16 protein-coding genes are annotated in these 21,521 nt (G+C 44.6%); 3 read left to right on the plus strand and 13 right to left on the minus strand.

Going from position 1 to position 21,521, the window contains the following annotated elements:
- Positions 1–130 precede the first annotated feature (130 nt).
- Positions 131–1,105, minus strand: coding sequence for a ring-cleaving dioxygenase (locus tag VKA52_RS15905; RefSeq protein WP_442788852.1), 975 nt, complete (start codon positions 1,103–1,105; stop codon positions 131–133).
- Between the two features lie 245 nt (positions 1,106–1,350).
- Here VKA52_RS15905 and VKA52_RS15910 point away from each other — a divergent pair, with 245 nt between their 5' ends.
- Entirely contained in the window at positions 1,351–2,745 is a 1,395-nt protein-coding gene (locus VKA52_RS15910; protein ID WP_326316397.1) for an L-cystine transporter, read from the plus strand.
- Positions 2,746–2,786: 41 nt separating this feature from the next.
- On the opposite strand, the gene VKA52_RS15915 is transcribed toward VKA52_RS15910, so the two are convergent.
- From VKA52_RS15915 to pgsB, 4 genes are read right to left on the minus strand one after another with little or no spacing between them, the layout of a single operon-like run.
- Positions 2,787–4,634 carry a gamma-glutamyltransferase family protein gene (locus VKA52_RS15915; protein ID WP_326316398.1) on the minus strand — a complete coding sequence of 616 codons (1,848 nt, stop codon included), beginning with the start codon at positions 4,632–4,634 and terminating at the stop codon, positions 2,787–2,789.
- Positions 4,635–4,647: 13 nt separating this feature from the next.
- Positions 4,648–5,904: a CapA family protein gene (locus tag VKA52_RS15920; protein ID WP_326316399.1), complete on the minus strand. Its 1,257-nt coding sequence runs from the start codon at positions 5,902–5,904 to the stop codon at positions 4,648–4,650.
- Between the two features lie 13 nt (positions 5,905–5,917).
- Positions 5,918–6,367 (minus strand): poly-gamma-glutamate biosynthesis protein PgsC, encoded by a 450-nt coding sequence (pgsC, locus tag VKA52_RS15925; protein ID WP_160913838.1) that lies wholly within the window; start codon positions 6,365–6,367, stop codon positions 5,918–5,920.
- A 21-nt stretch (positions 6,368–6,388) separates the two neighbouring features.
- Positions 6,389–7,636, minus strand: coding sequence for a poly-gamma-glutamate synthase PgsB (pgsB, locus tag VKA52_RS15930; RefSeq protein ID WP_326316414.1), 1,248 nt, complete (start codon positions 7,634–7,636; stop codon positions 6,389–6,391).
- Between the two features lie 367 nt (positions 7,637–8,003).
- On the opposite strand from pgsB, the gene VKA52_RS15935 reads away from it, so the two are divergent.
- Entirely contained in the window at positions 8,004–10,523 is a 2,520-nt protein-coding gene (locus tag VKA52_RS15935; RefSeq protein ID WP_326316400.1) for a cyanophycinase, read from the plus strand.
- An 86-nt stretch (positions 10,524–10,609) separates the two neighbouring features.
- Here the strand turns inward: VKA52_RS15935 and VKA52_RS15940 are convergent, their stop codons facing one another.
- The 5 genes from VKA52_RS15940 to VKA52_RS15960 form a co-directional block, all read right to left on the minus strand.
- Positions 10,610–12,613, minus strand: a complete 2,004-nt coding sequence (locus tag VKA52_RS15940; protein WP_326316401.1) for a penicillin-binding transpeptidase domain-containing protein — start codon at positions 12,611–12,613, stop codon at positions 10,610–10,612.
- A 133-nt stretch (positions 12,614–12,746) separates the two neighbouring features.
- Positions 12,747–14,279, minus strand: a complete 1,533-nt coding sequence (locus tag VKA52_RS15945) for a BCCT family transporter (RefSeq protein WP_326316402.1) — start codon at positions 14,277–14,279, stop codon at positions 12,747–12,749.
- A gap of 109 nt (positions 14,280–14,388) precedes the next feature.
- Positions 14,389–15,612, minus strand: coding sequence for a hypothetical protein (locus VKA52_RS15950; RefSeq protein ID WP_326316403.1), 1,224 nt, complete (start codon positions 15,610–15,612; stop codon positions 14,389–14,391).
- A 194-nt stretch (positions 15,613–15,806) separates the two neighbouring features.
- On the minus strand, positions 15,807–16,178 hold the full coding sequence (locus VKA52_RS15955; protein WP_326316404.1) for a VOC family protein: 372 nt from the start codon (positions 16,176–16,178) through the stop codon (positions 15,807–15,809).
- 54 nt (positions 16,179–16,232) lie between these two features.
- A complete protein-coding gene (locus VKA52_RS15960; protein ID WP_326316405.1) occupies positions 16,233–16,964 on the minus strand; it encodes a ZIP family metal transporter in 732 nt (243 codons plus the stop codon).
- A gap of 273 nt (positions 16,965–17,237) precedes the next feature.
- Here VKA52_RS15960 and VKA52_RS15965 point away from each other — a divergent pair, with 273 nt between their 5' ends.
- Positions 17,238–18,044 carry a CsxC family protein gene (locus VKA52_RS15965; RefSeq protein ID WP_326316406.1) on the plus strand — a complete coding sequence of 269 codons (807 nt, stop codon included), beginning with the start codon at positions 17,238–17,240 and terminating at the stop codon, positions 18,042–18,044.
- A gap of 40 nt (positions 18,045–18,084) precedes the next feature.
- On the opposite strand, the gene VKA52_RS15970 is transcribed toward VKA52_RS15965, so the two are convergent.
- From VKA52_RS15970 to VKA52_RS15980, 3 genes are all read right to left on the minus strand, one after another.
- Positions 18,085–19,473, minus strand: coding sequence for a hypothetical protein (locus tag VKA52_RS15970; protein WP_326316407.1), 1,389 nt, complete (start codon positions 19,471–19,473; stop codon positions 18,085–18,087).
- A gap of 68 nt (positions 19,474–19,541) precedes the next feature.
- Positions 19,542–20,273, minus strand: a complete 732-nt coding sequence (locus VKA52_RS15975) for a CsxC family protein (protein WP_326316408.1) — start codon at positions 20,271–20,273, stop codon at positions 19,542–19,544.
- A 183-nt stretch (positions 20,274–20,456) separates the two neighbouring features.
- Positions 20,457–21,212 carry a CsxC family protein gene (locus VKA52_RS15980; RefSeq protein WP_206946941.1) on the minus strand — a complete coding sequence of 252 codons (756 nt, stop codon included), beginning with the start codon at positions 21,210–21,212 and terminating at the stop codon, positions 20,457–20,459.
- Between the last annotated feature and the right edge of the window lie 309 nt (positions 21,213–21,521).

Genomic DNA, 21,521 nt, shown 5'->3' on the forward strand with positions numbered 1-21,521 from the left:
CCTCCCATCCCATGTATAAGAATGGTTATTAACTAACATCTATACTGAATCATCTTATGTAGAAGTGTTCGGAAAAATTAACCAAAGTAAAAAGCCAGGGTGCAACCCTGCACCCTGGCTTCCGTTCTTCCTATTCTTTTTCTATTTCTTTCGTACTCCTCACTGTGTCGATCGGACGTACATAATTCTCGATTTCTGTTCTTTTCGGTTCAAGTTTTGGTGGAAGGGATAATTTCTCTCCAAGAGTTTCATACGGCTCATCTCCCATGAATCCCGGTCCGTCCGTGGCCCATTCAAAGAGAATTTGCGGAGCAACTTTAGCGTATAAAGAACCAAAATAATGACGATTGACGAATCCTGAGTTCCTCAAACCGAACTTCGATAAACGTTCAATCCAAGCCTCCAGTGCCTTTTTATCTTCTACACGAAAAGCAGCATGGTGAACGGTGCCATATCCTTGACGGGCCGGCGGAAGAATCGTGTTGTATTCCACAATTACTGAAGCACCATTTCCACCTTCTCCCACTAACAGGGTGAACGCGCCTTCTTCATCCGCTTCCCTGAAATTCATGACTTTTTCAAGCATTTCCTTGAAGTATTCCTTATTGTCGACTCTCACGTACAAGGGTCCAAGACCGGTAATGGCGTATTCTAATGGAACGGGACCTTTCTGCCATGGTGTACCTGGGGCTACTCCATCATCGTTTTCGTCGGATACCAGCTCATAAGCTTGATCATCAAAATCGACAAAAGGAAGAACCTTCTTGCCGAACCGTTCCTGAATTCCTTTGTGTTTCACTTCCAAACGATCAAATCTCTTCATCCAGTAATCCAAGGCTTCATCACTCGGAACACGGAAAGAAGTTTTCGCAATTTCATTCGTTCCGTGGTAGCCTTTCGGAATGCCTGGAAAATCAAAGAAGGTCATATCCGTACCTGGATTCCCTACATCATCTGCAAAAAACAGGTGGTACGTTTCAATATCATCCTGGTTGACTGTCTTTTTTACAAGACGCATGCCAAGGGTATAGGTGAAGAATTCATAATTTTTCTCTGCACTGCTTGTTATGGCGGTGACATGGTGAATGCCTTTCAACTCACTCATTCGATCCCCTCCCATTTATTTTTGATTGCAACATAATTATCTCAGTTTCAAGATAAATATATATCATGAACCTGCTATTGTCAATTTATAAAGTTCATACAAGAGACCCCCTGCTCATACCTTCTGTATATGGAGGCTCCATTTATTATTTTTCATGTTGACAGCTGTTAAATACTGGTGTAAATTTAAAACCAACCTTTTCCATCGGTTTAATAAGTTAATGTCTAGAAGGAGGTAACAAAATCATGGAAACATTTCTTGTAATCGTCAACATCGCTCTTATTTTTGCGCTTATTCTTGTCCTTATCCGTATGCAGCAAAAACACATTTCTTTCAGTAAACGTGTCTTCGCAGGGCTTGGGCTTGGAGTACTCTTAGGTGTGTACTTACAATTCGTATTTGGAACCGATTCCAGCATCACTGCACAGACAACCGATTGGTACAACATCGCAGGACGTGGGTACGTACGCTTACTTATGATGATTGTCATTCCGTTAATTATGGTGTCCATCATCCAATCCATTATCAATCTTGAAAAAACATCACAGTTAGGAAAAATATCCCTATGGATCATCGGTGTACTCGTAGGAACTACAGCGATTGCAGCACTTGTGGGCATCGGGAGCTCCTTTTTGTTCGATTTGAATGCAAGTGAAATTGAAGCCGGTCAAGCAGAAGAAAGCCGGGGACTATATTTAGAAGATCGCCTGACAGAAGTTCAGGATATGTCCACACCACAAAAAATTCTTGAATTTATTCCAGCCAATCCATTTCTTGATATGACGGGAGATCGCGCAACATCTACTATTGCCGTGGTCATCTTCTCCGCTATTATCGGTATCGCTGTTCTCGGGGTACGCCGCAAACAGCCGGAACAAGCGGAATTGTTCGTCAAAATCGTCAACTCTTTTTACGCAGTAGTCATGCGTATTGTCACACTTGTCCTACGCCTCACTCCCATCGGGATTTTAGGACTGATGGCTACCACCGTAGCTCAGACGGATGTGGGAGGAATTCTGGAGTTAGGGAAATTCGTGCTTGCTTCCTATGTCGCATTAGGGGTGATGTTCATCATCCACCTTGTATTGATTGGGATCTTCGGGTTAAACCCATTCACATATTTACGAAAAGTGCTGCCTGTGCTTAGTTTTGCTTTCACATCAAGATCCAGTGCAGGTACGATTCCATTGAATATATCCGCTCAGAAAAACAGCCTCGGTGTCGAAGAAGGGGTCGCAAACATGTCTGCCTCTTTTGGTGCAACCATTGGCCAAAATGGCTGCGCGGGCATCTATCCAGCCATGCTCGCTGTCATGATTGCTCCTTCTGTGGGAATCGATCCGTTGAGCCCTGGGTTCCTGGTGCAGCTTGTGTTGATTGTGGCCATCAGTTCATTTGGTGTGGCTGGTGTCGGAGGCGGAGCAACATTCGCTGCATTAATTGTGCTCTCTTCCATGAACCTTCCCGTTGCTTTGGCCGGATTGCTCATTTCAGTTGAGCCTTTGATCGACATGGGCCGTACCGCATTGAATGTCAATGGGGCGATGACTTCAGGAACCTTGACTTCACGTGTCTTGAAGACTTTGAACCTTGAACGTTTTAACGATAAAAAAGCAGTCGAAAAAGATATTGCCGTTTAACCTAAAAAAGGCCTCTCCAATTAAGGAGAGGCCTTTTTCATCTATTGTGCACTACTCACATCATCCATACCATCCTGATTCCCAATCTGCCATGTTCCTAAACGGCGGGGATCTCCACCCCCGTACATTTGAAGAACATCTCCGTTCGTGCGTATTCCCAGTCCCTGAATACCCCCATAGAAAACAGGAGAGTCATGTTCAATGACAGAGTAGCCTTTCAGGTCCCTTAAGCGGGCGATCGGCTGCTGCTCAATCAAATTCTCAACATGGACGACGTTATCTTCCGTATAAAAACGACTGCGGCTGATTGCCTGCTGCAACGTCAGCTGTTCACCAGTGTCTTCATTCCGCCCATATTCGTATTGGATCAATGTTTGGATCAACATGGCCGGGATCCTTTTCCCTCCAGGAGAACCGATGCCGAGAACTGCTTTTCCATCTCTTGCGAAGATCATCGGTGAGACGAACGAACGAGGACGTTTGCCTGGTTCATAAGCGTTCATCGAATCCTCTGCAGTATCAAAGTTGTTCATTTGATGATTTAAGAAGAACCCATCCACGTACAGTCCTGAACCGAAGAATTTACCGAGTGAGTTCGTCGCGGACACCATCATCCCGTCCTTATCAACAACCACAAAATGTGTCGTATTGCGGTGATCCGCTTTCTCACCTGGTGCGGTATACAAGTCCGCAGAGCTTGTCAGTGCCTCACCGCCGACAGAAAATTCCTCTTCAAACAACTGATTTGTATATTCTGTTGAGGTCAATTTCTCCTGCTGGACTTCCTCAAACTCAGGGTCGCCCAGGGTGTAGACCCTGTCAGTGTAGACCTTGTCGACGATCTTATTCACAAGGTGGATATAGATATCTTCATATTGTTGATCATTGACAATCTGTTCCATATTCTCAGGAAGGTTGCCATCAAGGAACGCTGGCCATCCACCACCAGGCAGGGCATATTCCTCTTCCAGCACTTCATCCAGGTTCGCTTCCAACTGTTCCAGCATCTTCAATGCCTGGATCACAATGATCCCAGATGTCGGAGAGGATCCGGCATACAAAGTCTGTCCCTTGAACTCACCTTTAGGTGCAGGGCGCTTACCGACTTCATAAGCTCCAAGGTCGCCCGGTTGGAAACCGAGCTGGCTTGTTAATGAGTCAGCAATCTCCCCTTCATAAAAAGATTCTGCCCCTTGCTGCTGCAGGGTTTTCAATGTTTCCGCAAGTTCTGCCTGCACAAGAGTATCATTGATCTGTAAAGGCCGGTCTTCAGGGTAAAACATGTTGTAAATGGCTGGATCTTCATTCCCTGATTGAATGAAACGTCTGGAGTTCTGAAGCTGCTCATTAAAGATCCGCCCGACTTTGATGCCTTCTTCACTGTGAGTAACGGCATCTTCCAGCAACTCATTCCACTTCATTTTGTCTCCGTAATCTTCGTAAACCTCGCCCATCCCTTTCACAAAGCCAGGCACAGCAATTCCACGTTGTGGGCGCGCTCCGCTAACAGGAGCCGCTTCCCGGTAATCATATGTGATGGCGCCTTCGTCCGGTTCGTGGACAATCATTTGTCCACCTCCGCCGATACCGGAGCCATAGGGTTCCACGACATTCAGAACAAAAGAGACAGCGATCGCTGCTTCAGCAGCATTCCCTCCCTCATTGAGCACTTTCATGCCCGCTTCTACCGCGAGTGGGTGTACAGCACTGACGCCGTACACAAAGGTTTCTTCCTCTGAAGAAGTATCCACTTCAACCGTCTCCTCACGCCCCTGAACTTCATAAGGCTCACGGAACTGGTCAAACTCTTCTTCAAAATAAACATTCCATCCAACTAAGCCGACGAAAATAATGCCGGCAAGTATATAGGTCACTTTCAAATCATTCAAACCTGCGGACCTCCTATCCTTCAATGACGCCGGCTTTTTTCAAATCGATGACAAGTCTGCCGTCTTCCATCCGCCATAGTTGATCGTCCAGTTCTTTTCTAAGCGTCCGGAAAATACGATAATCTCGGAACGGCTTCAATATTCCATCTGTTTCCCTTGGTCTCGTATCGGATATTTGCATTGGTATGAAAGAAAGTTCGGCTCCTCCACCCTGTAAAAAGTCAAGTTGAGCAAGGGTCGAGTCTTTCGTTCGCGACCATCCCTGGTCGAAGACGAAATTCCCGAGACTGTTCATGACGATCGATGTCTTATCTTCACTCTGTGGATCATCCGGGTCTCTCTCGATATGTACACGAGTGATGGGTTCAAGCACGTGAGAGTGGTGGCCGATAATGACGTCCGCTCCCATATCGGTCATCAAATACGCAAGTGTTTCCTGTGTATCATTTGAACCGACCTGGTACTCGTCTCCCCAGTGGGTATGAACCATAACGATATCTGCCTGTTCTTTCGCTTCACGGATTCTACTTTGCAGCACACCAAGTCCAGCATTCGTCAAAACCCCACCGACATATTCACTGGCGCTATAACCCTGAACAAACACATCCGTGAAGCCTAGAATCGCGATATTTCTTCCGTTTGCATCGAAATAATGAATTTCACCGGCATCGGTCAATGTTTCCTCTTCCTCAAACATTCCTTCAGCAGGATCTAATGCACGACCAATTCCCAGGAGGTCAAGGTCGACGTCTTCCATATGTTTAAGGGTTTCTTCTAATGAAAGATTCCCATAGTCCATCATATGGTTGTTTGCCAGATTGACAGAGTCGAAACCAGCATCCACCAGCGCATCTTCGGCTCCTTTATCTGCATACAGATGGATATCCTTATTACGCAGTTCAAAATCTTCCATGACGGCCTCAACTTCAGGGTTCTCAGCGTCAATGACCGGGTTTTCAAAATTCCCTGTGACATAGTCAGACTCTTCAAAGTATGGAGTCACATAATCAAAAACACGGCCAATCGGTTCGCCGCTCCTGACAGCGGCATCACGGACGTGACGACCGAGCATCATGTCCCCGACCATCGAAATTCTGAAATCGACATCATCCGGGCGTGTCTCTTGCGGCATGTCCGGTTTATCGATCCATTGGTGACCGAAGAAAGGAACCGCCAATAGAGCTGCGAGCACCATGGAATGGAAAGGTGCTTTCTTTTTATGCTTCTTCGTCCATACTTTCATCTTATATTTAAGGTCTTTTTCTTCCATTGAAAAATCTCCTCTAAACCAAATGGTACGCCGTAATCAATACAAACGTTGCGAACGCAATCAGGAAAGTAGCACTAAAGGTAGGCAGCACTCCCTGCTTCTGTATTGAGTTTGCGATCAATCCAGGGACAATGACTCCAATTCCCCTTAATTCCATGACAGGAAATGGGGTGAGGGGATATAAATAATCCATCGACATCTTCATCAAAACCCCGACGGTCAACATCGCAGCAAATTTACGACGGCCGTAAAGAACCGTAAACCTTGATAGAACTTGAGAAACGAGTAAGTATGTAACCAGGCTGATCAATCCAACAGCTAATACGTACATCACTTGATCGAATATCAACGCTATGTAGCCCGGGACAACCAGACCCGCGGGCACGATTCCTGTTTTCTCTGCATATAACAAGCTTAATAAAACACCAATGACAATCGCGATATATAAATCAGTACCGAACACGTGGACTCCAACTCCCTACCATTATTTGTTCGTCTGCAAAACCTTATGAGAAAATGATCGGCTTCCTTCCGATTCTTCCATGATCTCCCATCCCGTTTCTTCCCGGGAAGAAGGGCGGAATTCAAGCTCTTCGACCGCCGCTGCCACCTTCTCACCAGCTCCGACGATGTTACCGATTCCGTAGATGACACTATCATCCGGAAGTTCTTTCAATTGATCGACAATGACTTCCGTCGATGCTTTTTCCAGGTTTATAAGATTAAGAGGCCTGATTTTACCTTCTTCATAGGCTTTCGTAATCGGCCACACACTTTCTCCCATGACAATCAACCGCTCCATTTCAATATGGGGCAGGACATTTTCAGCGAAATCGATCGTCCGCTCTACTCTGTCACTCCGGCAGCTCATGACGATGGTACGCTCCTGGTCGGGGTAATCCAACTGCTGGATTCTTTCCCAGATGTTCAACGTTGATGTCGTGTCATTCGCAGCGAAACCGTTAAAGAAGTATTTAGGCGCTTCTTCCTTACCGAAACGATGGACACGCATCGCTCCTGGATCGACAGGTGCCTGCAGCATTCCCTCAAGCGCAACTTCACGATCGATATCCAAAATTTCCGCAACAGCCATCGCAAGGGCTGCGTTTTGAGGAAAAATCATGAATGGGAACTTCTGCAAGTATGCTTCGTCTATCCAGCTTTCATCCGCAACGACGACTTTCGAATTCTTCTGGCGTGCGATTTTCTCAAAATACTTCTGATAGGGGGTTTCCGGTATGATGACGTAACCGTTCTCCGGAATCGTCGAGCCGAAAGCTTCCGCTATATCATCAAGCGTCGGCCCCATGACATCCATATGGTCTTCAATGACATTGGCGATAATCGTAATGTTCGCCTTAACCAGCCGCTCTTGGAAGACCTGCTGATATTCAGGATTCACAGCCATACATTCACTGACAAAAGCATCTGCACGTCGTTTCACCACTTGCTCCGTGATCCTCATTTGTTCATTAATGTTCGGACCTTGCAGGCCACGGACAATCGGTTCTTCCTCATCCTTATCCCAATAAAACATCCGTGCTGATGTCCCTGTCGTTTTTCCGATTACTTTCTGCCCGTCCTGTTTAAGAATGCCCATAACAAGACGGGTGACCGTTGACTTCCCACGAATTCCATTAACGAGGATCCTGGTGGGGATTTTTTTCAGACGACGATCAAGCTTATATTTTTCCCAAAGACCTATAACGAGCACTACAACAAAGAAGATCATCAGGTACGCTAACTCATCCACTCACATTTCACATCCTTCTCTAGTTCCAAAGATACCATGAACTCATCTTCTCTAAAACTAACAGATTATTACAACAAACGCCACCACTCGGCATAAGTCCTAGTATATTACCATACCCTAATGGTAGATTTTTAATTGGAATTTTCAAAATACTTTTGTAAAAATATTATTCTAACCAAGCCTCCCCCTGTCCATTTCCAGAAAAACAATAGGTGGTAATACAGTTTTTCTATTACAACCATTAATACCCAATAAATTATAAATCCTTATTCTTAACGCCCCCTCTTTTTTGGCATGAAAGTTGCTTGTTAAATATTGAATTGAAAATTTGAAAGGAGCATGAACGATGCACAATCGAAAATGGCTGTTCATAGTATTCGTCACGGTTATGACTTTTTCGTCTTTCGTCCCTTCCGTCTCAGCAGGAAAAAGTGAAAAAGAGGAAATTAAAGGAAACCTGGTCATTGTAGGAGGTGCTCTTGGCTCAAGCAACAGTGACGTGTATAAGGAATTTATCAATCTTGCTGGAGGAGAAGAAAACGCACGCATTGGTATTATTCCAGCCGCTTCAGGCTCCTTGAAATCCTCCCAACAGTTCAAAGAAGATATGGTCACTTACGGAGTGAGCCCATCAGATGTGGAAATTCTTGAATTATCGAACCACGACTTTAAAGACACAGAAGCAAATGAACGAAAATGGAAAAGCAACGCTCAAAAGAATAAAGTGTCCGATCAAATCAAGGATCTTACAGGCCTTTGGTTTGTCGGAGGAGATCAATTAAAAATCACCGACACTCTTCTCAAACCGAACGGAAAGAAAACCAAAGCCCTTGAAGCGATTTGGGAGATCTACAAGGATGGAGCCGTTCTTGGCGGGACAAGCGCAGGAGCTGCCATCATGAGTGATGTCATGATCACAGGGGGAGACAGCCTTGGTGGATTCAATCAATCCTTCATTTACGAAGATGTTTCAAATCCTTCCGAAGAGTCTGTCCCTGTTTACATTGAGCAAGGTCTCGGGTTCTTTCAATGGGGAATTGTGGATCAACATTTCAGCGAACGATCAAGGCTCGGCAGGTTAGCCGCCACTGCGTTGGAGTATGAAAACCAGGGGAACTACGCCTATGGAATTGATGAAGACACCGCAATGGTAGTATCTAACAAAGAAAAAACCATTGAAGTGATTGGTAGAAGCACCCTCACAGTTGTTGATGTTTCCCAAGCTGCTGTTGAAGGTGATTCCATAAATGGATTGGACTTAAGCTACCTCGCAGCAGGTGATCAAGTCAACGTACAAGATAAAAGCTTTCAAATAGATGAGGCACGCGACCTTGAAACCACAGGCTATGAGTATTTTAATTTTGATCCCCTACCTGCTACAGGTGTGCTGACTTCCTATGGTACACTGCCGAATTATCTTTCCTACTCTCTTGTAGATAACGCAGCCACAAGAAATGTAGAAAGTTATCTCTATGATAGTTCAGGGGAAGGGTTTAAACTTACTTTTAAACAGACAGCGGATACGAAAGGGTACTGGGGATATGAAGATGGTCAAAAAGATTCCTATTCGATCACTCATGTCACGATGGATGCGACCCCTGTGAATGTACAGTTCAAAGACGAGGCAGACCTTTTCGAAGCGTATCAGCCCTCCTCGTTCACCGCGCCGGATTCTTCCTTCAAAGCTGATACCAAAGGATCACTGGTTATGGCAGGTGGTGCTTTAGGAAGCTCAAATGAAGAAGTTTACGGAGCGTTCATCTCAAGAGCAGGTGAGGACGGGAAATATGGAATCATTCCTGCTGCAAGTTCAAGCCTCAAAAGTTCCCACCAATTCAGGGAAGACTTAATTTCCTATGGAGTCCATCCGGATAAAATAGAGATCCTTCCTCTATCGAATCATGACTTTAAGAACACAAAAGAAGATGAAAGTCACTGGTTAAAGAACCGGAATGATGAGAAATTGGCAAATCAAGTAAAAAGCTATGACGCGATATGGTTTGTCGGTGGCGATCAGACGGATATTACCGCCTCCCTTCTGAATGGTGATGGATCACAATCTAAAGTCCTGAAAAGCTTATGGACCATTTACGAGGAAGGGGCCGTATTAGGAGGGACCAGTGCAGGAGCAGCCATTATGAGCGACGTTATGCTTGCGGGTGGTGGAAGCTTTGATACATTAAGCAAAGGATTTACAAAATCCTATGACAGCATGTCTCAGCAGGAAGGCGGCCCTGCTTATCTTGAAAAAGGACTGGGGTTCTTCCCTTACGGAATCATCGACCAGCATTTTGATAATAAAGCACGACTAGGTCGTCTGATTGCGACAGACGCTGCTCATGGGGAAACAGATGAATATTCCTATGGCATTGATGAGGATACCGCTCTAATTCTGGACAACAAAGAAAATGCTTTAAGCGTAGTCGGGCGTGCAGGGGTTTCTGTCATCGATATCAATGATCAAGAAGAAAACGACGGGTGGAAAGGTTACGAAGGGATCCGTCTATCCTGGCTTACTTCCGGCGATCAACTGAACCTTAACACGAACGAATTCTCGATCAGTGACCATAAAGTTTCGACCAGAGACTACGAATATTTCGATTATGAAGCTGCTCCACACTCAGGTGTGCTGACTCCACATGCAAACTTGAACAACTATTTATCCTATGCTCTATTGGATAACGTTCGCGAAACTGAGGTGAAAAGCTATAGTTTTCATGAAGGGAAAGGTTTCGAACTGACCTTCAGAGAAGAAGAAGACACAGAAGGATTCTGGGGATACAAGGATGGCAACAAGGATGACTACTCTTTCTTAAATGTCTATTTGGACATCCAACCAGTAGAAGTGAACATCCAGGACCGTTAAGAACAAAGACACCATCTCTTTCAAGGGCATAAAGGTTATAAACCAAAACAAAAGGTTCTTCCCAGCAAAGGGAAGAACCTTTTGTTTTATTGCAACTCACTAAAAACATCTTTCACTTTAGGTACTACATAGTGGCTGCCGCCTTCAGCCTCTTCAATCATCATGGACACCATAAGGTCCCTGTTCTCAGTATCCCAGGCGATGAACCATCCATTCTCCTGTCCATCCTCCTCCTGGGATTTTTTCAATTCGGCCGTTCCCGTTTTCCCAGCAAGATTCAACCCTTTTTCGACGGGCTTATAAGCGGTCCCTGCTGGGTCATCGACCACAGCTTTCAAGTCATTCTTTACGATTGAAGCTGTCTCTTCACTCATCACTTTCTCATGCCATACCTGCCCTTCTTCTTCAGAAGAGACCAACCTTGGTTTCATGAGGTCTCCTCCTGTCACGAAGGGGGTATAAGTGAGTGCTAAGTGAAGGCTGCTCATTTGAATCTCCCCTTGTCCAAAACCCGTGTCCCCGAGTAACGCGTTCCGTTCAAATGCATCTCCGTTCAGCAACTGGGAACTTTCTATCGGGAAAGTCAATGGAAGGTCCTCCCCAAAGCCGAACTCACGAGTTTCCTGGAGGAAGGTTTCTCCACCAATTTCGAGGATTTTGCGGGCAAAATAGATATTGTCGGAACGAACGAGTGCGTCTCTAAGATTCACTTGTTCATCTTCAGCCGCTCCTGCCACCCTTGTCACCGTGTATCCGTTCTGCTCATAGGTCGTTCCCTTAATCGAGAGCTCTTCTTCTGGTGTAATGACTCCTTGTTCAAGGCCGATGGCTGCTGTGATCGGCTTGAATGTGGATCCAGGTGAATAGGTGCGGTTGAATTTGTTCAAGGTCGACTTTTCGTTACGTCCGAGGACAATCGCATTCGGATCATAAGCAGGGGCGCTGACTAGAGCAAGGACATCACCTGTCATTGGATTGATGGCAGAAGCAGCTCCTGACTCTCCCGACAATTGTCTATGTAGGGATTTCTGCACTTCCGACGATATGGTCAGGTTGAAATCTTTTCCATCCTTTGCCTCTGTTTCAGCTAAGACTTCTTTCGTTTCTCCCTCGTCTGTCTGAATAACGACTTTTCCACCTTCCTCCCCTCTCAATTGCTCTTCAAGAACACTTTCAAGTCCGGTTTTTCCAAGTTGATCAGCAGCTGTATAACCTTCACTTTCCAACTCTTCAAGTTCCTCCGCTTGAATCGGACCTACATATCCAATTAAATGAGCGGCTGCCTCTCCTAATGGGTAGCTTCTTGCTTCTTGATCCGGTTGGAATTTCACTCCCCGGGGCAATTCATCATCCTTAAGTGCCTTGATCGTCTCTTCATCATTTTCAGCGACAGCTCCCACAGGTACGAACGTATCTGCTGCAACCCAGGATTGATTCAACTGTTGATCAATATGCTCTATGGTTGTATCCAAAATTTCAGCGACCGCTTTTTTTAGTTTTTCTGTTTCTTCTTCCGTGTTTTCTTCCATCCAGCCGGGTACGATACCGACATTAAGGACACCTCCGTTGACAGCCAGCGGACTCCCATTTACATCAAACATTTCACCACGCTTAGGATCCAGGGTCCAGGCTCTTACCTCGTCTCCTTCTTCCATTTGAGGAAAAATCATAGAAGAGTTCCACTGCACTGCCCAGCGAGCATCGTCATTCTCCTCCTCTTCTTCATAGACGAGGGTTGTCATGTTCGAAAACTCAATGGCCCCTCCTAACGAATCCAACGTACCTTTAAATTCAAAGGAAGGCGTATCTTCGGTTTCATACTCTTGTTCTTCTTCTGGAAGTTCGTATGTAAATGAGAGGTTCGCCATATCAATTCCTTCATAAATGGTTGTATAACGATCAACAAATTCCTCTTTATTCAAAAGCTGCTTTGAATTCTCACTGAGATCCTCATACATTTTTTCATATTCACCATTCTCCCAACTCTCCATATAGGATTGAAAAGCATCTTCCGGCCTTGGTTGATCCGAGCAACCCGCCAGTAATAAAATTATTCCAATTCCGACAAACATGAATCGCCACCACTTCATATTTACCTCCCCCTTTACATAAATAGACAAAAATAACCTATTTTCATCATAGTACACTCGGGGATAAATGAACAGAAAGCCACCTTTTCTATAAAAAAACCCCCTTCATAAAAGGATGAAGAGGGTTTACGTTTCACCTTATATTGTTACTCCACGCACGATCTTCATCGATCATTCGCTTCGCAGCGTAAATGAGGATGAATTGAATGATGATGACAGGCAGCCCCATCAAGCCTGAAATGACCTCGAGTGGTGCCAGTCCACCGATCCTCATCAGAACAAGGGCAAATCCGGTGATGATCGCAGCGATGATAATTCTCAGTAGTTTCGGTGGTTCAAACTTACTCATATCCCTTGTACTCGTGTAGGCGGCTACGGTGTAAGTGGTCGAATCCAGGGTCGTCGTCAGGAAAATGAGGGCAACGACCATAAAGATAATGATGGCCACTTCCCCGAAAGGAAGAGTAGATAGAATATCTGGAATTGCTGCCATCCGATCATTTTCTTTCACTAGATTCAGAACAGATAGATCGCCAGAGAGGTAGCGATGGACACCAAGTCCACCAAGCACACCTGTCGCTATCCAGGAAATCAGTGTAGGCGCAAGCAAGTAGGTCAAAATCATTTCCTTGATTGTGCGCCCCCGTGAAATCTTAGCAGCGAATACACTGTGCAACATCGCCCAGGTCGCACTATACGCGTACCAGAATACGGTATTACTCTGAATATGGGAAGCTTCTCCCTGGTGAACCGAATCTGTATTCAGCGACATGTTCAAATAATTAGATAATAAGAACGATACACTGTCTGAGAAATAATTGAGGATGAACACCCCAGGTCCACCAATTAAAATAAACACAGCAAAGAACCCTGCGATATACATGTTCCACGTACTCAACCTTTTGATTCCCCGCTCGATGCCGAGATAGGCACTTAATGAGAATAAAAGCACCCAAATGATCGTAACCGTAATCGTGAGTGTAAAGTTGACTTGAATTCCGAACAAGTGAGATAAATTCTGCGTGATGATTGGCGCTCCGAGACCTAACGTCACAGAAGCCCCTGCAAGAATGCTGATCAGGAACAGAACATCAAGGAGCCGGCCTCCGATGCCATCTGTAAACTTATCCCCGAATAGCACCCGGCAGGCTTCTGATATTCTCATCAATGGACGCTTGCGGACATGGAGGATGTACCCCATGGCAGGTGCAATCATGACGAAAATGGCGAACACTTGAAATCCCCATAAGAACATACTGTAGGCATTTCCCCATAATAGCGCCTCTGCCGAACCAGCTTCCACGCCTGCCGGTGGATCGTTCGCGACAGAAGTCCACTGCAGCATCCCCGTCCGCATGATGGTCGATCCTACGCCCATCGCAATTAAAATAGACGCATATTCAAATAGTGTAAAACGCGGCTTTTCCTTGGGATCACCAAGGACCACCTGTCCATATTTAGAAAAAGATAAATACAACCCGGCTACAACTAAAATCACACCATACCAAAGGTAGCCCCAACTGAAATTGTTCACGATGGAATCAAAAATGGCATTCAGCAGTTCCAGTGATTCTGCCTCATACAAGGCAAATGGAATGCTGATGCCAATCATAATAATTAATGATGGAACAAAGATTTTATAATCGATCAACGACTTCTTTCTCATCCAATCCTCCTAAGTTATGTAAGATTCTCCTCACTTTCTACCCGCTGAAACCTTATCCATAACTTAAAAGAAACAATTTTTATATAATAATTTTGTATGGTGAGATTTTTCATTTCACTCGCTTCAGTTCTTGAGTGTTTTCCACCCCCTCTCCATCTTCTTGTTCTTCCTCTTCAGTCTTCTTGATCTGCTCATAACGCTGGCGTTGGCGGTAACCATAAGTGGAAGAAAGTACCACCTCTTCTTTTTCAAGTGCAGATCCCAGCGCTCCGATAATCGTCGAAACACTCGTAGCCGTCCAGGCGATATAAAAATAATTGATGAACCCTACGTCACCCGTTAACTGAGACTTCAACATCCCCATTGGAATGATGGCAAGCACGGCAAGGGAGAAAATAAAAAACAAAAGCAAATAATATAAACTGACAGATACAAACAGTGTCAGAACGGTAGCTGCATTGTATAATTTCCGTAAGTAAGAGGCTCTTTCATCGTTCGGCTTCTCCCATAGCCTATGCGCAAGGATGATCCAACCGACCATCGCTACAATGGATACGATCGAAAGCATGAACATACGCCATATGCCGTAATTATTACTCAGATTCCACAAGGTCGGGAACACGAGGGCATACGCCCCGGTCGTAAAAGCGAAAACAATGACTTTCATGAATGCCGGAAACATCGCCCATGGCCGATTGGCACGAACCATACCCGTCAATAACCGCAAGGCTCCGCTGATTCGGGACTTCACAGTGAAACGAACATCAATGTTTGTTTCCCCTTCACGAGGGGTTTCCCTCTGAATCGGCGAGAGCCATTCAAAACCTCTTTTTCCTATCAATCTAGTTGAGCTTTTATTCCTCAATTCTTCATGTTGGTCATTATCCTTCGACTGAATCCTTTCTTCTGCCTGTTCGCGTTCTTTGTCAGAACTGCCGTAATAAATTTCATTCACGAGTTGTAAGATAGACTCTCTCACTCTCTTAATCATAGGCGTGGAACCAAGGCCTGGGAGACTAATCAAAGCTACTCGTCCTTCCTCACAAGCCTCAGCTACAATGGGAAACTTTCCTTTGAATAACGGCAAATCAGTCAGACAGATCCCAAAATCCCACTTCTCTTTTTCGCTCCGGTCCAATGTCGCCTCCAGGACATCTTCCGATTTCTCTGTCACTCCTGTAAGCGCATCGACCGTATATTCCACTTTCCAGTTGTAATTGTCCTCTACATAATAACGGAGAAGGTCCGGAAGCTCGTTGACCAACGCCTCACCTAATTCTTTGGGGTACCCTGGCGCTGTAATCAAACCCACTCTTTTCTCTTCTCGTCCCATAGCCATCCCTCCAAATCCCTACAAAACTATTTTTTAAAAATATATAACCTGAATCAGAGATTTTAAACGGAAAAATGATTCCCACTGTCAAAATCACCCCACGTTATAATAGGGGTTAAACGAAAAAGACTACAGTCCTGGTAGCGTCGGACTGTAGTCTTTTTCATTTGTTTTCCTATGAGGCAGCAACTGCACTATTTGTTAAACTCAATGATATTTCCATCCGGATCACTGATATACACCTGGTGCCATTCGGTTTTGTTCTCAGGCTTATTCAGCATTTCGACCCCATTCTCCTCCAAACGGAGAATGAAAGCCTCCATGTCCTTCACCCTTACTGCAAAATGGCCATCTCTTGAATCGATTGCCGTTGTTCCACGGAAGGTTCGTCCTTCCTTATGTACAATGAGATGAATCTGCGTAGAACCAAGTTGATACCATGCCCCAGGAAAACCAAAATCAGGACGATCCGGGCTCTCATCAAATCCTAAAACATCTCCATAAAAGTGCTTCGCTTTTTCGATATCCGATACTAGCAGGGACACGTGGTGAATACCTTCGTACATCTCTTCCACTCCTTTTTCCTTTTCCATCAGTGTAATCGAAAAAAAGAGAAGTAGCTACCTGAACCACTCCACCACACCGATCATACTAAGCAACCCGAGCAGGAAGGAAAAAGTAGCCAGCCTTTCGTATCCATGTCCATGTGTTTCCGGTATCAGTTCTTTATAAACGATGAATAACATTGCCCCCGCGGCAAAGGCAAGACCATATGGTACAAGAAACAAAGCGATATGCACCATAAAATAACCAAAAATACTGGCTAAACATTCAATGACTCCTGTTAAAAAGGCCATGGCCACTCCTAAAGATTTACGGACGCCCTGATTCAGCAAGAACAAGGCGACAAGAAAGCCTTCCGGAGCATTCTGCAAGCCCATCGATAAGGCGACGACAAGTCCAAGATTTTCAACTTCACTTGCCAGGCTTGCTCCAACAGACAGACCTTCCGGGATATTATGCAAGGTCATAGCCGCCACAAACATCAGGCCCTGCTGTGGAAGTTTCACATCGCTCCTCTCATGATCCAGGTCAACGTGAGGAATGATGTATTCCAATACGTTCAACAACAATGCTCCCACCAGAACACCACAGCACAACACATACAAATTCGTTAATTTAAGAGAAGCAGGGATCAAACCGTACGTCGAAGCCGCCACCATAATCCCTGCCGTATAAGCAAGAATGCTATCCATCCGCCTGTGAGAGATGGAACGTATGAATAATACAGGCAGAGCGCCTACACTTGTCGCAAAGGCGGACAATATCATTACCGATAAATTCCCCTCCATAGCATCCCCCTTCACTAAGCCAGTCTTAACGGTTCTTTTTTTACAATATGACCAAGCCTTCTAATTTAGACGCCTCTCACTCCTCTCTTCGCCCGAAATTCTTTCGCTAGCATGCTGTTGGTAGATTTTGAGGGAAAGCACCTATTTTTAAAGCCTATCGTCACTCGTCCATTCATCTAGCTTCATAGAGACATATAGTATTAATGAGTCAAAAGGAACTTGTCTGAGAGAGAACTGGTAGACTTTTGACAAAAAATAGAAGGAGTGAACAATATGAAGAAAAATACAGGATGTGGCAATGGGTATGGACACGGTAAGAAATGTCCACCTCTATCAAGTGATGTAGCTAAATCAAAGAGTCTCTTCACTGCATCGGAAGAGTTTTCTTCTGATGATACAGAGCAAACGGTCATTCTTGGTGACGTGTTGATCCAGTCTCTTACAGAGGCGGACTTCGAACTACCATCATATGCCAGAGCTATTAAAAACATCGAGAAAAACGTTTCCTTGACGCAGTGTAAAGCGATCCCTGTCGTAGGAAACCCTGGGTATGTAAAGTTGTTTGTTGAGGGAGTTGTACACAAAAACATTCAGTACGTAGAAGACGGTTATGGATATGTCAAAGACTACAGCATCGACATTCCGTTCAAAGCGTACGACCAAGTCCAGCTTGCAAACCCAGTCGATTACCCATTCGGTTTCGAATACAGCATTAAAGAAAATGTTCTTCAGCGCCGTGAGCTTGCTAAAGGCGGCATGGGGGCCAACCGCTGCGAATTTGGTTCTTTGACGTTCGAAATTAACAACGAACCTATCAAATGTAAGCTTCTTGCTTCTGCTGTGAACCAGTGGGACATCGTGCATCATTTTGATAACTGGGGCCGTTTCAACAAAGTGACGGAAAAAATGGACATCAACCTAGTCATTAAGCTGACTCAAAAACAACAACCTAATTTCACACCACCAAGCGTACCTCCAATGGATAATGGCGACAACGGTGGAGAAGATAGTGCACAGGCTTCAACAACTCAACAACAAGAAACAGTCTACAGCCGCTTCCGAAAAATCATCGGTCAATAACAAAAAAGAGATGCTCCTTGGCGGGCATCTCTTTTTTTGCTTATGAACCAAACGCTACATATTGCTTTTGCAAAAAGTTGTAAACCAGTTGCGCGGAGCCTTGGATATAGAGTTTGCCATCCGTACTAGAAGCATCGCTGTGACTTATAAACCGTACACTCTCCACTTCTACTTCCACCGGATCGACGAAGGTTTGACTAAACTCATGATGGACGTCCCCTGTCTCATCACCGTCAAAAGTGTATGCCTTACGATCTGCATAGGGAATCTGTGGACCCTTCTCCCAATTCACTTCAACTGCCTCTTGCCATGGCACCTGTCGTTTTATCTGCTGCATCGTTTCTCCATCGTCATAAATGACTTCCACCATGAGCACACCACTAAGAAAAACATAGGAAGATGGCAGAACAACGGTTTCCTTTTGAGAGTGAATGGATAATTGGATATCAATGATTTCGCATAGATCATCAGGAATATTCAATGTTTCCATTACATTGATTTCTACCTTCTCCGTAGATAATAAAACAGGAACTTTCACCGTCATATTCCATGCTTGGGATGACGACTCTTCATCTTCTTCACAAAACGGCTCCGATGAAGAACTCTCCATGCACCCTTGTACTTGCTCACAAGTAGATTCTTCGTGATCCTCGATTGTACAGGCCAGGGGTTCAACGAGGGATGATTCCTCTTCGTAAGACCACTCGATTTTTTCTGACCATGAACTGGATTCATCCAGCATGGAGCATACCTCCGTGAACAGGTTATCGGAGATACTCTCGTTCTTTGCCTTTCCCCCTGACTTTTCTACCTCTTCAAAAATAGAACTTTCTTCGTTTGAGATGATGTTTTCCTGCTCTTGGTAGTGGCTCTTAAAGCCATGCCGATTATCCGAAGACTCTCCCATCGAAGAAACGATATCCGTTAAAATCGGATAGGCTTCTAAATCGTGGTCTACTATTTCCTGAGGATCCTGCATCGAATTCCAGTATGGACTCGGGTCCTGTTTTAACAAAGTTAGGATTTCAGGTATAAACGGATGATTTTTTTTCCTCTCCTTATTGGATTCGATTGGAGTACGATCCCTTGATTCCCCCATGAAATCATCCTCCTTTCCAGACCCTTCACTCATGGAATTTGATTCTTTGCGGGAGGAAGACATCCGCTTCCGGTACTCCGCTAACATACGTTCATCCGTATCTTTATCGATTATTTTAGAAGGTGGGGAAATGACGGGGCGGGGCATTTCTCCACCCGGGTCGCAAGGAGAATAGATGTCATGTTGCTCTTCTGAAATAGACATATCTTCCTCACATTGAAAATCATAAAAAGGAACATGATTTCTATTTTCTTTCTTCATTTTTGAGGATGGACATGATGACTGCTTCGTCCAGCGGGTTTGATTGAATTTAATTTCATCTCTCTTCATATCACTCAGAAAGATGCCTGCCCTCAAGCATCCTTCCTCCCTCCTTTACTATCCTTACTCATCACTCATCAGTCATCATTAGAAGCTGAGGATACACGGATTTGCTGTTCCTGGAGAACTTTCAAGCACATATCCAATACCATTTTTTCCTCAATCTGAGTAAAGAAGCCCTCATTAAATGGAGAAGAGCCTGGCAGTGGCTGGCGATCGATGGCTTCATCCCATTCAATGATTTTACTGGAAAGCAATTCACAATAAGGAAGCTCATTATAATATTGGCTACTTTCCTGATGATATTGAGAAAGATCGCTGCTTAACAGTTCATCTTTCTCAGGAAAGCCTGAAGGCAAGGGTTGGGAGACAGCAAAATCAAATTCTTCCCGTTTGTTATGTTTAGGCATGACCGGCATGGATAAGAATTCTTCAATTTCAATGACTGTATCAAAGGGAAGATCAACAGTAAACGAATGAAGATCTGAAGCGACTGTCGTATCTGTGCTCATTTCAATTTCGTTCGCAGGACTTGCATACTGGATGTTTTTTCGGACGAACCCTTTAATGAATAGTTTTTTAGTCAGAAGGAGCAAACGACATTGAGTCAGAGCCACTCTTTTCTTAATATCTTTGATTTCAAGTACAGGTTCCGGGAAGGTGATCGTTTCAGTAATATTCAGCTGGACATTGAGTTCGGCAAGAACGACGGGTACCTTTGTGACGATCTTCCCAATGCTGACGTGAGGCTTGCATGGTTTACAATATCCTTTTTCACACTCATAGGAATCGTTATGTTGATCAGACATTCGATGGCCTCCTAAACGAAAGATATCCCCATCGTATGTCGGATGCCTAACAATGTCTGGGCGCATATCTCGGTTTTGAGATACGATCAAGCTGCCAAATAAAAGAGAATGAACCCACCATTTCCAGAGAATAAAATAAAAAACACGACTCCTCTCATAAGGAATCGTGTTTTTGTATTTTACTTATCCAAGTTCTACTTGTTGTTTTTGCAAAACTTTAACGCGGAATCTCAGCATCATCTTTTCAACGATGTGGTGGAAGTAGCCTTCGTCAACCGGACCATAGGAATGGCGGTCTGTAGCTTCATCCCACTCAATGATATCACTCGCGACAAGCTCACAGTATGGAAGCTCGTTATACGCTTGTGTGCTCTCCTGATGATATTGAGAAAGGTCGCTGGATAGAGCCTGATCTTTTTCTGGGAATCCTTCACCCAAGTCCTGAGCACGGAAGAAGTCGAATTCTCTTCTTGTGTTCGCTACAGGAAGCTGAACGAAACCATCAAGGTCTACTGTTGTCATGCATTCAAAGTGAACTTTAGTAGTCAATGATTTCATATCAGATGATACACATTCGCCTGAAGCACCATAAACCGGGCTCGCATATTGGATGTTTTTGCGAACGTATCCTTTAATGAACAACGGGAATTCTCCGTCGCTGAATAGATCGTCGCTGCCTGTTGAAGTACGAGTCATCAAACGACATTGAGTGATTACCACTCTTTTCTTAATATCCTTGATTTCTAGTACTGGGTACGGAAACTTGATGTTTGCTACAAGGTGAGTCGTAACATCATAAGCTCCAAGTTCTACAGGAACTTTAATCGTAAGTTCATCTGCAGGGTTTACTGGAGTATCTGCTCCTGTGTTTGTGCATCTATCAACTGAGGCTGACGCATTAAGGTTTACACATTGATCGTGACAATTATCTTTTTTCATCACTATTTTCCTCCTTTATATTAACCTCTCTGTATTCTATGCAATCTACTCTATTAAGCATGGTCAGATGAAGGAGTATAAACGTGGAACTTTGAACAAGTCCTTCTTTTAATAGAGCTCCCTCTACCTTTCTAGCAATTAAACAAAAGCTCCCTTTAGTGGAAGACCCAGTTTCGAGACTTTTGTGTAATTCTAGGGGCTCCGGGAAACGATTCGCTTTCCATGGGGCGGGCGGTGAGCCTCCTCAGGCTACGCCTTCCGGGGTCTCACCTGTCCCACACGTCCCATAGGAGTCTCACCGTTTCCCTC

Source organism: Halobacillus sp. HZG1 (assembly GCF_035818575.1).
Taxonomy (GTDB): domain Bacteria; phylum Bacillota; class Bacilli; order Bacillales; family Halobacillaceae; genus Halobacillus; species Halobacillus litoralis.

What these genes read in the sequence shown, in the direction of transcription:
- VKA52_RS15905 (WP_442788852.1), bottom strand. Translation starts at nt 1,105, where the DNA reads ATGAGTGAGTTGAAAGGCATTCACCATGTCACCGCCATAACAAGCAGT.
- VKA52_RS15910 (WP_326316397.1), top strand. Translation starts at nt 1,351, where the DNA reads ATGGAAACATTTCTTGTAATCGTCAACATCGCTCTTATTTTTGCGCTT.
- VKA52_RS15920 (WP_326316399.1), bottom strand. Translation starts at nt 5,904, where the DNA reads ATGGAAGAAAAAGACCTTAAATATAAGATGAAAGTATGGACGAAGAAG.
- pgsB (WP_326316414.1), bottom strand. Translation starts at nt 7,636, where the DNA reads ATGATCTTCTTTGTTGTAGTGCTCGTTATAGGTCTTTGGGAAAAATAT.
- VKA52_RS15935 (WP_326316400.1), top strand. Translation starts at nt 8,004, where the DNA reads ATGCACAATCGAAAATGGCTGTTCATAGTATTCGTCACGGTTATGACT.
- VKA52_RS15940 (WP_326316401.1), bottom strand. Translation starts at nt 12,613, where the DNA reads ATGAAGTGGTGGCGATTCATGTTTGTCGGAATTGGAATAATTTTATTA.
- VKA52_RS15945 (WP_326316402.1), bottom strand. Translation starts at nt 14,279, where the DNA reads ATGAGAAAGAAGTCGTTGATCGATTATAAAATCTTTGTTCCATCATTA.
- VKA52_RS15950 (WP_326316403.1), bottom strand. Translation starts at nt 15,612, where the DNA reads ATGGGACGAGAAGAGAAAAGAGTGGGTTTGATTACAGCGCCAGGGTAC.
- VKA52_RS15955 (WP_326316404.1), bottom strand. Translation starts at nt 16,178, where the DNA reads ATGTACGAAGGTATTCACCACGTGTCCCTGCTAGTATCGGATATCGAA.
- VKA52_RS15960 (WP_326316405.1), bottom strand. Translation starts at nt 16,964, where the DNA reads ATGGAGGGGAATTTATCGGTAATGATATTGTCCGCCTTTGCGACAAGT.
- VKA52_RS15965 (WP_326316406.1), top strand. Translation starts at nt 17,238, where the DNA reads ATGAAGAAAAATACAGGATGTGGCAATGGGTATGGACACGGTAAGAAA.
- VKA52_RS15970 (WP_326316407.1), bottom strand. Translation starts at nt 19,473, where the DNA reads ATGAAGAGAGATGAAATTAAATTCAATCAAACCCGCTGGACGAAGCAG.
- VKA52_RS15975 (WP_326316408.1), bottom strand. Translation starts at nt 20,273, where the DNA reads ATGTCTGATCAACATAACGATTCCTATGAGTGTGAAAAAGGATATTGT.
- VKA52_RS15980 (WP_206946941.1), bottom strand. Translation starts at nt 21,212, where the DNA reads ATGAAAAAAGATAATTGTCACGATCAATGTGTAAACCTTAATGCGTCA.